Raw genomic sequence first — 14,230 nt, forward strand, 5'->3', positions numbered from 1 at the left:
GTCACGGCTCATCGCTGGAGGGGCAACCGAACTGGCAACGTCGCCTTCCGAATGGGCGCCTGCCGGCGCCGCCTCACGACGAAACCGGGCACACTTGGCACCATTCGGATGCATTTTTGATGCGGATAACGCAACTCGGTCCCGCTGCCTACCCTGGCCGGCAGTCACCTATTTCCTTAACTATCCGAATTTATGGCGATTTTAGTCACGGATTGCTGCCGATACCAGCAGAAATACCAGCAAGCTGAGACGCGCGGTACTCGCTGGCAAAAAATAAGCCAGCAGGCTCCCCGGCAGCAGGCGCGCCCCATGCCGTTCTGGTCTCCACAAGCGCCACGACCGGAATCGAACCCGGCTCCGACTCGAATCCCGATAGGATCGCCCAAACTTGATATCGCGAGGTCAAGGGAGCGCCTTGTCATGCGTAGTCTTTACACTTTGCCCCACGATGCCGAGCGAGATACGTACCTCGTGTTGAACGACTTCGGGGCGAGTCGGTTGCGCCTGGCCAGACCAACACTGAAAGCGCCGGCAGCGACCACTACGCCCGCGGCTTCCGCTCGATCGCCTCGACCCTGCTTAACGATGAGGGCACGTCGGCAACCGGAAAGCAGAAAGCCGCCGTGCGCCTCCGTTTGGCGTTTGCGTGATAGTGGTAATGAAATCATGACCGCAGGATCATGCCATGGCTGATGTGCCGAAGCTCGTCGAGGAATTGTGGAGCTTAACGCTGCTCGAAGCTATAGAACTCGCCGAGATTCTGAAGAAGAAGTGGCGACCGCCGGAGGTATCTCTAGCCGATATAAAGCGCTATCTTCCGCATTGGCCCGATGCAGTCATTGAACTGTGGCTGTTCTACCTCGCAAACCGCAGCGCTGGCGATACGGGTTGGCCGCCGCCGGAGCCGCTCGGCAATCACGCATGGGCAGCCATCCTTGGATACAGGCCCCTTTCATGGTGGCGAGAGGTTAGCTGGAAGCGCGAAACGACTGACTGTGGCTTTGCAAATCTCTGCCAGGGTACGAAGGTCATTGTGGCGCAGATATTGATGGAGAAAGCAAGCGGCACCATTGATGAGGAGACCGGGAGGCGATTCAAGAGGGGGGCCGATTACCTGATGAAGAATGGCGTCTTCGAAAAGCCGCTAGTTGCGATAAGGCTTCCCGATGGCTTGAGCATCCTCGACGGTAATCACCGGATAAGCGCATTCTGTGGCCTGCAAGAAACCCCCGCCGAATTACTGGAGCCGCGCGGTTTAAAGAAGCCGGCGCCCGAACAAGACCTATAGATTGGGACGCACAGCGGCGGCGAAGTGCCGCTGGATTATCTGCCTAGCCTTTAGGCCGCGCCGTCTACCGCTTTGATGCCGAGCTTGCCGAGTTCATCGCGGAGGAAATCGAGGTCGCAGCCGGGGCCGGGAAAAACCTCCGTGATCGTGCCATCTGTCATGGCCTTTCGATAATCAAAGCCGAGTTCGAGTCCGGGGGCAAATTCCATTTTCGTGCCATCGGCCAAGACAAAATGTCCCATGCCAATCGCCGAAAGCGAAATACGCAACTCGCGCTCATCAGCATAGCTCTTGTCCTTGACGTAGGTGTAGCGGATCGGATTGGGCATCCGATCGATATTTTCCCGCACCTCTTCCCACGACAAATAATCGACGATTCCGTAGTTTACGGAGAATATCTGCTTGCAGGCGTTTCCCCGGTACAGCAGTCCATTCCTGACGCTCATGATCTCATTGATGACGGCACGCAGCTTCGCGAAATCGAAAGCGATGCCGACTTTACCATGTGCGCTGCCGTTCCCGTACTCGTGCCAGATGTAGTCGGAGTTCTCCAGCGAGAAGCAGCACGCATAGGTCCGGTTTCGGCAGCGGTCATAATAGTCCGCCCCAGAGAAATCGGGTGCCCTTTCGAACTTGGCGGCCTCATTGGCGGCGCGATCTTGTTGCAACTGCTCACCGTCATGCCCGTCGGCATTCCGGAAGTCCTTGTAGCTATCGACCCGGTTGAAATAGAGGTATCCGCCGCTCACCGACCGGAGCAGGTTCTCAATCGTCATGATTTTGTAAAGCTGTTGCCCGTCCGGCGGTGCGGTCAGCGTTCCGGCGTGCGGTTCGATGGCCCCCAGCGCGGGGTCGAACGGAGCATTATCGGTGTTTTCGGTCATGGCAGCAGTGTGAGGACTTAGCGGCTGCGCAGATCGGCGGCCTAGCTTGCTCTCGTTTCGACCCTCGGCAGCGAAGCATGATATTCATCTATGCTGTTGAGATCAATCATGGTCTTGCCCCCCATCTTGTAGGCCCTGATCCTCTCGTGGGCGATCAGCTCATAAGCTTTAGTTCTTCCAAATTTGCCATAGCGGCAACCATCCTTGAACTCGACGAGCCGGCGCCGCTTGTTGTTATCACTCTCAACCATGAGTCCCTGCAAGCGCTTCGATGATCCCCCGATAAGATCAAAACCGCGCTGAGTGAGATGCGCATATCCATGGCGCGACGCTGTCGGTGCGGGCTCGCCAGAAGACCTACCGTTGTGGTGGCTGACGAGATTCCTGCTGACCCGTTTCGGCGCCATCTACGCGTAACCCAATTGCCATGCATCGATCTAAATTGTCTACGATGCCAAACAAAGGGTCCCCTGATGCCGCCCCCAAGTCCAGAGTGCTGTAGCGTGCAAATCGGATGGACGAGGAAGCGCGGCTCGCGGACGCTTGTATTGTCACCTAGTGCTTTTGACGTGAGAGGTTGCGCTGCATGCTGTGGAACAGGCCTGTGCTGCCAACTGCTCGAAGTTTGATATCGGGGACCTGCTCGCCGGAAATGGAAGGCTACAAGCGGTTGCGATCGAGACGCTTGCCTAACTCTCTCAAACTGGCATCGCGGTGAACTACGCGGAACCAGCCATCGGCTGTGTTTCCAAGAGGCTCCACCATGGCAGCGCCCAAGGTGCGCATGGGGCGTCCATCGACGTAGAGTTCGACACGGAGCATGCCCTGATCCGATGCCATTTGGGCTAACAATGTGATCTGGCCGGTCCGAGCGGTGATCCCTTCTCCGGAAGGATCGATTTCCTCGATTGTGAGGATCCCGTGATCGGCAGGACCGCGTACTACGAGGTGTATTCCCGATTGCATCTCTGAATGTCGTTTAGACGGCCGTCCCATTTCGCCGAACGTAAGGTGTGTCGTGACGGACCGAAGGTGAGGTTGCTGTTCCAACGCTTCACGCGCGCGATCGAATGTGTCGGTGGCCGCGTAGAGGTACCGCGCACTATGAACCGTTTGCTGATGATTGAGGAACAGGACCGCATCTTCATCAATATCGATCGGATTGCCGGACCTGAGGCCGTCTCTGTATCGGAACACTCGCTCCTTTTGATCTGCCTCGAGACTCGCTTGTTCAGCGAACTCATAGCGCTTCACAATTGTCGGGCAGTGCAAGGCAATCATAATCTCTGGTGAGATCGGCAGGACGACTAGTATGCCGTGCGAAGTAAGTCCGAGTTCCCCATAGGGAAAAGCATTCATCACTGCGGTGGGATGATCAGAGATTATGAACCGATGGTCCCCGTTTGCTCGGTATAAGGCGGGATACAGGCGCAGAAGCGCGACGACCTGCTCGCTGCGATCAAGGAATGTCCGTACTGCGCCGAGGCGCAGTGCTGCATCGGGGGGCGTCGCCATGGTCGGATTCTGATCCGGATCGTAGCCGAGCTGCCGTGTGATCTCCCGAAGACGATCAGCGAGGTGCGCCCGCGTGGTTCGACTGAAATGCGTGCGAAGCATCTGGGTGGCGAACAAGTCGGCCAAAGCAAGCCGATCATCCTCGGATAGCCAGGCTAGCGATTTGCGCGAGAGGATCTCCGCAATAAGCAAAGCCGACCGGGTGTCGACTTCCTGGAACAGATCTTCGAAGTTCCACTTGCTGGCGCCGAGACTGATGGTGTTGAAGTCGTTCTCTGAGCCAGCGTTGAGGATCGAAGTTCGGAATGATCGATCCGTTTGTTTGTCGAGCACATAGAGAAAACGGCGCTCCGCGTCCGCAGAGAAATTTCGAAGCTGCGCCTGTGGTACGAAGTGGTGCTTTTTAGAAGGCCGGTTCATTGTCTCTATGCGGTGTATTGACACAGAACATCCGAGTTCCTATCGACGCGAACGTTTCGTAGGTAGCAGCTCACTACACCGCTGCCGGGTAGCATCATCAACCGTGAACTCCTCCGGCGATTTACCACCTAATTCCCGCCTCCTGCCTCGCATCCATAAATTAGCTCGCTCGTCGTCGTAATACCGGGATTGGGCGAGCGCGGCGAGCTCCGCCACGGCTTTTGCCTTCCGCTCGCTTGCTCGATGCTGAACCTCAATCTCTCTTGCTCGGTAATGGAGCGCGCGGACCGCATCCTCGTGACCAGCTTCGCTATCCAAAGCGACCTCGATGGGAGGGCGTCCCCCAGTGTTAGAGTTTGTCGTCACGAGCCAGAGTTCCGCTTCTCTCCCGATCTGTCGAAGCGCGCGATGCTGCAGATCGGCGACGCGGGCAGCTTTATCTGCCTCGATTTTCGCTTGATTGGCGCGTTGACGTTCGGCTTCTTCTGCATGCTTGCGCTCAAGTGCGCGCGCCAGGGCGCCGTGGTAGGGAAGCCCAAAAAGGTCTAAGCGTTCTCGCGGCGAGAACCGGATTTGCGTCGCGATATTATCCAGGTCGTTCGTGAGCGATCGCCACTTCGTTTCATCGAAGTCGATCGCATCACGAGGTGAATGGCCGCGTTCCGGGAGCATTGAACTCCACCATTGTTCAAATACGAAAGCAGCGGTCTCATCCGCTGGAAGAGTGGCAATCAGCTCCTCAACTAATTGACGGAGCTCGCGCGTACGCTTGACCGGTCGCGCGCGGAGCTCGCGCGCCTTATCGATCCGTGCCTGTAGCGTATGTGAGGGCCGCCAAATCTCAGTCGGATCCGAATGAACGAAGCCAAGGCGCTCGAGTTGCGTTAGATATGCTTCGACGGCCTGGAAGGGGGAGTTGAACGGAATCCCGGCCGCTCGCACCCCACATACGATTTCGTCCGAAATGTCAGCAAACGATGAGTCGAGCCATCGTCTGCTTCGGAGTGCCGCGAGCCCATTTCGAGTTCGGAAAGGCGTTTTCGTTGGAGCGAGCAATGCTTCCAGAATAGCCGCTTGCCATTCCGCAACGGCCACTGTGAAGCAACCAGCCCCATATACCGGCAGATTGATGAGGTCGGCGAGGCCGTTTTTCCGGGCCGAAGATTCGCATGCCCCGCTTCCCGGGGATTCTGACGGTGAACGATGGCGATAGGAGCCGCGGTAATTTTCGATTTGCGTCCGCCTCTCCTCTGCTCGCTGTAGCGCTCTCACTTCGAGGCGTGCGCGCGCTTCACGTTCCCGCGGATTGTGCAGCCATGTTCGCGGCGCGTCGTAAAGTATCCGGTCTCCGATCTCGCTGAGCTTGTGGTCGCGGTACTGGGAGAGGTCGATCTCGATTGCGCCGACATCCATCGCTTGGATCCGGGCGATTTTTATTGAGTCGCACGGATGAGTGACCTTGAATTCTACGATGAGCCTGCGATCGCGTAAGAGCAGCACGACGTCGGGAACGATCTGCCCATCTTTGGTTTCTAGGATCGCTCGATCGAAAGTACGCTTCGCCGCCCGGACAACAACTTCGCGATCCTTCTGCTCCTCCACGACCTGCGCTGGCAAAGTAATTTCCAGGCGCTCATCCAAAATGAGTTTCGCAAACTTATGCAGGGCCGTCTCGCCGGCGGACGCGCATGACCGGCCATCTTGCTGAGCATTGTGCGCAAAATGGTGGGCCTGCACATCTCCCTTTTTCGCAACCATCCGCCTTCCGCAGCCGGGACAGACGCAGTTGCAGGCGAGCCCGGAGGGCACCTCGCCAATATGCAGGAGTCGACCATCGGCAGATTCGGCGACGAAAGCGCCGCCTTGCTCCGTACAGGCAAACAGTTCTCTCAGGCGTATAGACATCGTCCGGCTGCTCCCTGGCCGGTATCGCCAGGTGGAGTGTCAGCGCCACTCCATCCATCGTGCTACCCGTGATAGGTTTTCCAAGAATAGATCGAGGTATGCTTCACTGCCCAATGCGAACCCTGCTTTAAGCAGTTGTTGCCTGGTAGGAGTTGATTTCAGCTCGTGTTCTATTGAGCGTCGCCCCTCGCTTCGCCAGCCGATGCGACCGACAGACATCCTAGCCTTCCTGTCGCCGTTCTCCAGTTGATCCTTCAGTGCCCTTTCACTGTTCTCTTCAAGGTGGACCAACGCCCCCAGCGCCTCAAAACGATCGAACAGCAGAGCATTGTCTGTGGGGACGCCCAAAAACGCCGTGCCCCACTCGAAGGATACGTCGAATAGATGGTCGCTGAGTGGTGTTTTTCGGCGGTTGTTGCCTGTCGTGAAACCTTCAACGTTATTCCAGAGATTGTCGTCTGACCCCCTCCAGTCCCACAGGAAGAGCGAATTCACGAGACGTTTTGGGTCCCGCTCGTCCCTAGGCATCGAGAGAGAAAACAGGTCATGCAAGGTCTTCCAACGCTCTGCTCTCGCAAGTCCGAGCCCATATGCAGTCATGAGCAGAACGGCCGGATACGTCCTTAGATCAAGCCATATATTCAGGCCGCTGCCCACCTTGTTCGCCCTGGCAACGACGCCGCGGATCGTATCGGCAATGAGTGCAAGCTCGGCGTCATCCCCCCATCGTCCGAGAACACCAAAGGCTTTCGCGAGCGGCTCGGTAGTGGCCTCATAGAGTTTAAGGCGTCGGCGGAATTCCTCAACGGACCACACACCCTGCGGAGAGAGCTCCTTCGCGTCGAGGCGGTCGAAAAGCTTGTTAACTTCCTGTGTGATGACTTCATCGAGTCGAATGCGAAATTCCGGCCTCGCAACGTACCGCTTGATAGAGCCGACGAGGATATCAATCGTCAGCGGACTCTGCTTCCGAGTCTCGGCGAGTGTTTTCACCAGCTCGGCCAACTTCAGAAAAAAGCTATCGGCGTCGGCAACCGGAATGGTCACAGCCTTACGCTGACTGATGATGGGCTCTGCGCCGCTCCCAACTTTCCCCCGTATGCTCCAGAAAGTAGGGTAACGCCTGTTAGGAGCGCGCAACAATGCTGCCCGTAGCGCGTCATCCCACTCGCCTGACCAACCGCAAACTATAAGACCGTGCTCATCCAAAATGCGGTCGAGCAGCGCATCGTATTGCGGCGGATACACGCCTAACTCTTCGTCGGTATTCAGGATGCGTGCATCCTTGTAGTCACCATGAAGCTTCAGCACGTAGCACGGGCTATGTGTGAGCGGCTCGGCTCCTGACAAGCTGTCGACGGAGGTGACGACAGTTGGCTCAACGCCAACTTCTCGCAGTGCATTTTCTAATAGCCGATCGAAATTGGTCGTTAGTATCACTCGGACATACCCGTCGCGAACCAGGCCCGCGATTGCATGGTGCGCGGCTGTCGGAAGTTTCTTACCCTCTGCACGATCGTCTTCGTCAGGCTCGATGTACGAATGTAAGATGGATCGCCGTTCGGCAGGCGAGGCCGCCAGTCCTGCTAGAATCGCTGAATAATCGGGTTCCGCACCATACGTTTTGCGATACCACGTCGCCCAATCGGACTGATTCTTGACGCCTTGCGCGAGCGCGACTCGTCGAACTAGGTCCAAAGTGATTTCCCATCCAGTTGGAATCCCGGCTGCACGAGAGAGACCAGAGCCGAGAAGCAAAGCATAGACACCCTTGCTCTCGAACATCGAGAATGCGAGCTGAGTAATCGGATCGCTTGATAAAATGCTCATGGCAGGCGCGAATCACTAGGAGGGAAGGGTCCGAGCATAGCAAGATTGCGCAGCAATCAATCGCCGCTCGCGCCTGCTCGGGCGCGCCGCTTCTCGTCGTCGGGTACGAATCGGTCGGCGTACACGACGGACGTGCCGCGCTCGCCGTTGCGGACATTGCCGCCGAGCGCGAGCGCCTGGCGGAAGGTGGGCCCGCTCTGGCCCGAAAAGCCGTGCCGCGGCGCTCCAAAGGATCAGCACGTTGATCCCGGAATAATTCCGCCCGGTCGCGGCGTTTGGCAAGTGGCGCCTTCGCAGCCGCCGTCCTCCAAGGTTGGACCCAGGCACGCGCCCGGCCTCAAGTTCTGCGATGATATTGTCGGTAAGTTCATCGTATAGCTCGCCCGGTCCTGGCCAGCCCGAGCTTGTCAGGTCTTTCTGGACATCACCGATCTCCGCGACCGGCGCCGGGGCCCCTCTTTCAGCCCTCAACCCGTCACGGCGAAGCCGGTCCGCACTCTCACTCTGAAGGGGGCGTTGCGGGGGCTCCCCGCAAAAGGGGGCGGCTGAGACGAAGGCCGGCCGCAGGGGATGGCGTTCCCCTCAGAAGCGCAAAGCCGGGTTTCAGCTTCTCAGGATTGGCATCTTTCCGCCTTTCAGGACATCACTCGTCCGGCGGATACTCACGCGGATCGAGCTCGGAAAAGTCGGTCAGCGTGTCGCATCGGATGCAATAGTACATCTGCGAGGCTTCCTGAAAATGCATGCCGCATAGACATCCGCAGAACGGGCAGCATTCGTCGATTTCCAGATCGGCCCATTCCCACACGCCGAGGTATTCGGGAATGGCGTCGCGATCATAACCGACGATCTGGAAAGCATCGGCGTTCTTGGCGACAAATCCAGCGCGGCCGGCGCGCTTGAGAATGGCCAGGATGTCACCCGGCTCGATGTCGAACCATTCTCCACGCACATGGGTCGATCCAAAATGCTTGTGCAGCTCTCGTTCAAGCTGGAAGGCGTCGGTCGCTTCGATCCACCCGAGCAGTCGCAGCTCCAAAGGATTCCCCGTGTGGAGGTTGCGCTGGCGCGCCTCGATGTTCTTCGCCACGCCGATCTTGATCGGGGAGCATCCGTTTTCATCTTCGCCAATGAAATAGACCGGCACGTCGCGCTCCCCGCAGCGTCAACGGAGCCGGTCGAGCAGGGCCTCGACCATTTCCTGATTTGAGTACGCGATGATGTCGAGCGGCCGGCCCTCCTGCCTCATCAGCGTGATCAAAAGGCAGGCCGTGAAGGGCCAGAAGGACGAGCCGGGCGGCAGATTGTAGCCTCCGATCATCGCCGTCAGCCGCTCGGCGATCGGTGGATACTGCCGATTGCCCCAATGCGCGTGGGTCGGCGTCATCGCATGGATGATCACGGCGGCGAGCGCTATTCCCATCGCGCGCTTCTGCTGGACTTGAGCGTAGTTGTCCTATGCTCCTTCGCATAGGCGGCGAGGCCGCTGGTCATGAACTCGCGGGCCCAGTTATCGCAGCCGATTTCCTCCTCGGGCAGTGTCGACGGTGCGCTCTTGTCGGCGCAATACATGACGTGCCGGAATTCGTGCAGCAGCGCGAAGGCCAGGGCAAACGCGACGAGGTCGAACATCGTCTTGTGCTGGACATCTCCCAAGCTGTCGCGGTCAGCGGTCGGCTCGGGGATGTCCGCAGGCCAGGAAATCTGTGCGGTCTGTTCGGCCGCGATGAGCGATTGAGCGGTGCTGACGCGCTGCTTGTAATCGAATTCGTATTGCCCCCGTTCGGCATCGATCTTGAGGGCCTGATCAAGCGGCATTCCGGTCCATGTCGCCACCAGCAGGGCCGGCGAATACACCTCGATGGCACGCCATGCGCTGAAGCCGAGCAGCCAGAAAAAGTCGATCGTCTTGGTGTCGAACTGGATGCGCTTGTCATCGGCCTTCATCGTCACGCCCTTGGTGCTCGGCGCGACTTCCACACCATGACCATACTGGCTCCATAGGCCGCTGATCTCGTCGGCGCGCTCGGGTACAGCCCCGCGCAGGAGATGGAGGACGATGGTCCGGTCGGATGGTTCCGTTTCCATGTTCAACGATGCTCCTTTGATGGGCGAGGACGGCGACGCATGCATGGCGGGCAGATCATGGCCGCTCGCTTTCGCCTTGCGCGCCGGCCATGCGCAGATGAGTGATCGATGAAATGACCGAGTTCGCCCACATGGTGTTGCACTCGACGTCGCCGCCGCGCTCGAACCAATGGGTCGCGCCGGGTATGAGATCGAAGGGAATGGGGTGCGTCGCCTGTGGGTTGTGAAAGACCTCCAGTTCCTGACACCAGGCTTCGCCCCAAGGCCAGAGCGCTTGGTATTCGGCGCTGTCGACCGACAGATCGAAATCAATGGGCTCCAGCGCGCCCGGCGTTCGGTCGAAGAGAATGCCGCGGCGGGTCATCGTGAGGCCCGGCGGCCGCCATCCAGCGAGAAAGCCCATGCGGTTGAATTTGGCGAGCGTCGCCGCGTTGCTGAAGATGACGGCAGAGAGGTGAGCGAAGTCGGGATCGCGGAATAGCCCGGCCGGAATGCCGTGCCTGCCCGTAAGATTGTTGATCGGCGTGCCGATCGCACGTCGCCCGGCGCCTTCGCCTTCGACATCTGCCCGCAGGCCGTAGAGATAGGTCGGCAAAGCCTCGCGGCTCCAAACCATCGAGCCGGATTCATAGAAGTCAGCGATCGCCAGAGCGAAGGGTATCCCCTTTACATGATCCAGCTCATGATAGTTGCGCTGAAGCTTGCCGCGCAGCGTCTTGGCGAAGCGCTCAGCTGGCGCGCCGGTTAAGCGTTCATTTCGATCGACCGGAGCATGCACCCAGTCCCCGATCCCGCCGGAGCGGGGCGTCTCGGAATTCGCGGTCACGGCTTCGATCCAGCAGGCGGCGCCATCGTTCTCGATCAGGAAGTCCGGTGAGACATGCTTCTGCCGGACGATCAGGCCTTGCTCGCGGAAGCAGGCAAGAAGATAGAGTTCGAAGAGGCGGGACGCGAAATTGCTGGTCTGCAGATCGGGGACGAAATTGGCATCCGGATTGGGAAGCGCGAGGTAGCATTCGCCGACCGCCATCAGCGCCGGGAAATGGCTGATCGTGCTCGTCAGCAGGTCGAACTCCGGCGATGTGCCTCGCGATCCGGTCTTCAGCAGAAGCGGCCGTCGCCGTGCGCCCGGCGGCAATGGCTCGGGCGGCTCGCCAGCGCGCATGCTGATGGTGAGCTGATCCAGCGCGGCTTCGGGAGTGGGATAGGGGCCGCCTTCATCGACGCGGACCCAGCGATGATCGACACGCCTGCGCAAGGCCAGGGCGGTGAAGGTCCCGCGCTCCGGATCGAGGAGGATGCAGCCGCTCGCGCTGCCGTGTCCGGCTTGATAGCTCCCGAAGATCTGCGCGGGATCAAAATTGGGCCCACGTTCGAGCGACAGCGCATAGAGCTCAAACTGCCGCTGGCTGATCGGCGTGATCAGTCGCTGCTCATCGCCGACGGCCATGATCAACCTCACGGAACGGAAGGCGCCAGACGCGGGCACTCGGGCGCATCGTCATGATGCCTCCGCTGCGGCTTGCGCCAGAATGTCGTTGGCCTCCCACTCGTCGCCGCGCGGCGTGATGACGAACTCGCGATCCCAGACGCCCCAGCTTGTCGCCAGCGGAACCTGCGCCAAGGGGTTGTGGACATAGGTCAGCGGGCGGCTTCGACGCGAGAGGTTGCCGAGGCCAACGCGCGACCAGATCACACCTGAGATGTCAGCGAAACGCTCGTCGAGAAACGCCGTGCGCGGGATCGGATTGCGTTCGCGGTCGATGAAGGGGGCCGGGTGAAATCCTTCGTCAACGACGTTGCCGGTCTCGCGATCGATGGTGATGTAGGCATCTCCGATCGGAAATAACGTGGTCATGATCAGCGGCAACGGCTGGTCGGCGACATAGACGCCGAAGCGGCTCGCACTGATCGCGATGATCCTCGTGTCTTCCGGGCCGATCACACCCTGTTCGAGATAGCGCGCGATCCTCTGCGCCTTGGTCCAGAACGCCCCGGACGTGCGCAACTGCGCCTGACGGATCGGTGCGGCGAAGAGGCCGCCGCCCTCGTTGAGGGGGACCGGACGCACGATCTGGTCAGGACCCGGTGCGCCTTCATCTGGGGTAATGGCCTCGATCCAGATTCGGCGGCCATCTTCCAGGACGCAGAGGTCCGGCTGACCGCCTTCGCGCTGGCGCTCGACGACGGGAAGCAGGGTGCGGCCCGCCTCGAGCAGCGTGCAGCCCAGATACATCTCCCAAAATCGGCCATCGACATCGCGTGCGAAACCCTGCCGAAAGTCGGGGTCGGCATAAGGCTCGTAACGCCCCCACATCTCTTGCAGCATGGCGTGAAGCTGCTGCTCGATCGGAAGCTCGGCGGCTTTCAGGTTTTCAAACCCGCGATCGAGATTGGCGCCGTCGACATCGAATAGATCAGTCATCATCTGCTCGTCTCATGCCCGGCGCAGCATCCGCTCGATGCGAACACGGTGGAAGCCGTGCGAATGGACCTGCTGACGAAGCTGCTTGATGTCGTTGACGCCGAACGCCACCGCCGCTTTTAGCGGGCTGGCGAAGGTAGCGTAGAAGGTCCAGCGCGCGCCGTTCGGCAGCGTCGGATTTTGCCGGCGATCGGTGATAACGACGTCGCGCGGATCACTGCTGTTGCGGAAGGCGTGAAAGGTGAACCAGTCAGGCCGGCGATAGCGTGCCGCCTTGCTGAAGGGCACCGACTGAACTTTCACATCGGTCTGGTCGAGCACCCAATCTCGCTGCTCCAGGATCTGCCGCACCATATGGCCGACCATCTGCTTCACGCGGTCGGCCAAGACCTCCTCGCGGAATTCCGCCAGGAGCTGCTCCTCGATGCCTTCGACCGCGGGCTTGCCGAGTTCGGACGCGGTCTCCAGGCGGGCGACGTTTTCGGGCCGCGTGAGAAAGGCCCAGATGCGCTGGCCAAGTTCGGAGGCGTAGAGCGACGCAAATTTTTCGGGGCTATAGGTAAACATGACAGGCCTTCCTTTACCGGGCAAATATGGCCGGTTATAAGCTCCTGTCAATGGTGCGCGCTGCGCGTCCGCAGATATCGCGGGGAGGCTGGATTGGATTTCGAGGATCTCGTGACGGCGCTCGAGCCGCCGCCGAACCGCGCCGGAAAATCGGACGGCGCCCACGAACATCATCTGTATGAGGGCGCGGTGATGGTCGCCTACGCGATGCACTTGCTCCGCACGCAGGGCGCACGGGACGTCCGTGTCCATCCCGACGGCGAGCACGGAAAGCAGTTCGATTTCGCGGGCTGGCTGGGGCGGCGAGCGTTCACCAAGGTCTCCGGCGTCGGTAGCACCGCCTATGGCGGAGTCTATCGAAATCCGGCGGGCCAGACGATCACCGTCAACCCGAAGTCCGGGCTCGGTGATGTCGTCGCGAATATCGGCGACCACGTCATCTCGGCCGAATGCAAGGGCGGCATTATCAACGCGCGGCATCCAGGCCAGTTGTCGCGGCTCTACCGGGGTCTTTGCGAGACCGTAGGCCTGCTGATGGCCACGCCATCGCAGGGGCGTCAGGTGGCCGTGGTTCCGCTGACGGACGGCACCTTGCGCCTGGCCGAGCGGCTCGCGCCGCGGTGCGCCTTGGCCGGCATCGAGATCGCGCTCGTCGGCAGCCGCGGCGAGGTTTTGGAAGTGAAAGCTAGAGAGGCGGCCAAGCAGGCGGCGGAAAGGAACGACACGTGAAACGGGTGCTGACTGTCGGGCTGACTTACACCGGCGACAAGATCGATGGCGTGGAGATCGAAAATCTCGGGCTCTGCCAGCCCGATGTCGATCGAGAGCGGGCGGCCTATCCGCTCTACGAATACGACACGATCATCATCAATCCGGAGAGCTACACGCATTTTCTGTTCGGTAAGGCCGGAGAGTTTTCGAACGAACTTTACGAGCTGGGCAAGCTGAAGGGGCAGAATGACCGCTACGACCTCGACTCCGCCTTCGATGGCGAGGACCGACGCAAGGAGATGGAGGCCGCGATTGCGGGTGGCGCGACGGTCGTTTGGTGCCTGTCCGAGCCGAAGCGGGTGAACTTCTTCGGCTATCGCGAAACCCATCTTGGATATGTGGCGCCGAAAGTGGCGAGTTTCGTAAAGCGTTCGGAGCTTCTCATTAAGAAGGGGCGCAGGATGGGGCCGGTCGATCTCGACAGCCCCTTCGCGCGCTATTTCGAGGTTCTGTCGCGGACCGGCGGCTGGACGCTATGCCTATCCGATCCCGGCGAAGGCTATGGGTCGATCGCCGCGACGCCGGAGGGCTACAGCC

Annotated in this window: 14 protein-coding genes and 2 pseudogenes; 5 read left to right on the forward strand and 11 right to left on the reverse strand. The window is 59.8% G+C overall.

The features are described from left to right. Both KAY22_RS16230 and KAY22_RS16235 read left to right on the forward strand, forming a co-directional pair. A pseudogene (locus tag KAY22_RS16230) lies at nt 1-248 on the forward strand (hypothetical protein); the annotation flags it as partial. Between the two features lie 437 nt (nt 249-685). After that, on the forward strand, nt 686-1,288 hold the full coding sequence (locus KAY22_RS16235) for a hypothetical protein (RefSeq protein ID WP_006022661.1): 603 nt from the start codon (nt 686-688) through the stop codon (nt 1,286-1,288). A 50-nt stretch (nt 1,289-1,338) separates the two neighbouring features. Here KAY22_RS16235 and KAY22_RS16240 read toward each other — a convergent pair whose 3' ends face one another. Further along, on the reverse strand, nt 1,339-2,172 hold the full coding sequence (locus KAY22_RS16240; RefSeq protein WP_006022660.1) for a DUF2971 domain-containing protein: 834 nt from the start codon (nt 2,170-2,172) through the stop codon (nt 1,339-1,341). Nucleotides 2,173-2,249: 77 nt separating this feature from the next. On the opposite strand from KAY22_RS16240, the gene KAY22_RS16245 reads away from it, so the two are divergent. Then, a complete protein-coding gene (locus tag KAY22_RS16245; RefSeq protein ID WP_296624414.1) occupies nt 2,250-2,447 on the forward strand; it encodes a hypothetical protein in 198 nt (65 codons plus the stop codon). A 385-nt stretch (nt 2,448-2,832) separates the two neighbouring features. On the opposite strand, the gene KAY22_RS16250 is transcribed toward KAY22_RS16245, so the two are convergent. The 10 genes and pseudogenes from KAY22_RS16250 to KAY22_RS16300 all read right to left on the reverse strand — a co-directional run bounded on the left by KAY22_RS16250 (nt 2,833) and on the right by KAY22_RS16300 (nt 12,922). Then, nucleotides 2,833-4,107: a DUF4238 domain-containing protein gene (locus KAY22_RS16250; RefSeq protein WP_006022658.1), complete on the reverse strand. Its 1,275-nt coding sequence runs from the start codon at nt 4,105-4,107 to the stop codon at nt 2,833-2,835. A 39-nt stretch (nt 4,108-4,146) separates the two neighbouring features. Further along, a complete protein-coding gene (locus tag KAY22_RS16255) occupies nt 4,147-6,012 on the reverse strand; it encodes a hypothetical protein (protein WP_006022657.1) in 1,866 nt (621 codons plus the stop codon). 39 nt (nt 6,013-6,051) lie between these two features. Continuing rightward, nucleotides 6,052-7,842, reverse strand: coding sequence for an SIR2 family protein (locus KAY22_RS16260; RefSeq protein WP_006022656.1), 1,791 nt, complete (start codon nt 7,840-7,842; stop codon nt 6,052-6,054). A 56-nt stretch (nt 7,843-7,898) separates the two neighbouring features. Next, nucleotides 7,899-8,169: pseudogene (locus KAY22_RS27955) on the reverse strand (ArdC-like ssDNA-binding domain-containing protein). Nucleotides 8,170-8,485: 316 nt separating this feature from the next. Beyond that, a complete protein-coding gene (locus tag KAY22_RS16275) occupies nt 8,486-8,989 on the reverse strand; it encodes a GIY-YIG nuclease family protein (RefSeq protein WP_006022655.1) in 504 nt (167 codons plus the stop codon). An 18-nt stretch (nt 8,990-9,007) separates the two neighbouring features. Beyond that, nucleotides 9,008-9,265 carry a hypothetical protein gene (locus KAY22_RS16280; RefSeq protein WP_006022654.1) on the reverse strand — a complete coding sequence of 86 codons (258 nt, stop codon included), beginning with the start codon at nt 9,263-9,265 and terminating at the stop codon, nt 9,008-9,010. Then, nucleotides 9,256-9,975, reverse strand: a complete 720-nt coding sequence (locus KAY22_RS16285) for a phage exclusion protein Lit family protein (protein ID WP_024337235.1) — start codon at nt 9,973-9,975, stop codon at nt 9,256-9,258. The genes KAY22_RS16280 and KAY22_RS16285 overlap by 10 nt, the downstream gene beginning before the upstream one ends. A 10-nt stretch (nt 9,976-9,985) precedes the next feature. Then, a complete protein-coding gene (locus tag KAY22_RS16290) occupies nt 9,986-11,380 on the reverse strand; it encodes a hypothetical protein (protein ID WP_006022652.1) in 1,395 nt (464 codons plus the stop codon). 51 nt (nt 11,381-11,431) lie between these two features. After that, nucleotides 11,432-12,358, reverse strand: coding sequence for a hypothetical protein (locus KAY22_RS16295; protein WP_006022651.1), 927 nt, complete (start codon nt 12,356-12,358; stop codon nt 11,432-11,434). Nucleotides 12,359-12,367: 9 nt separating this feature from the next. Beyond that, nucleotides 12,368-12,922 (reverse strand): hypothetical protein, encoded by a 555-nt coding sequence (locus tag KAY22_RS16300; RefSeq protein WP_006022650.1) that lies wholly within the window; start codon nt 12,920-12,922, stop codon nt 12,368-12,370. Nucleotides 12,923-13,015: 93 nt separating this feature from the next. Here KAY22_RS16300 and KAY22_RS16305 point away from each other — a divergent pair, with 93 nt between their 5' ends. Both KAY22_RS16305 and KAY22_RS16310 read left to right on the forward strand, forming a co-directional pair. Beyond that, nucleotides 13,016-13,651 (forward strand): hypothetical protein, encoded by a 636-nt coding sequence (locus KAY22_RS16305; protein ID WP_006022649.1) that lies wholly within the window; start codon nt 13,016-13,018, stop codon nt 13,649-13,651. Further along, the coding region (locus KAY22_RS16310) for a hypothetical protein (protein WP_296624415.1) at nt 13,648-14,230 on the forward strand (583 nt) is incomplete at its 3' end. The genes KAY22_RS16305 and KAY22_RS16310, both read left to right, overlap by 4 nt.

The organism is Rhizorhabdus sp. (assembly GCF_018006725.1).
Taxonomy (GTDB): Bacteria; Pseudomonadota; Alphaproteobacteria; order Sphingomonadales; family Sphingomonadaceae; genus Rhizorhabdus.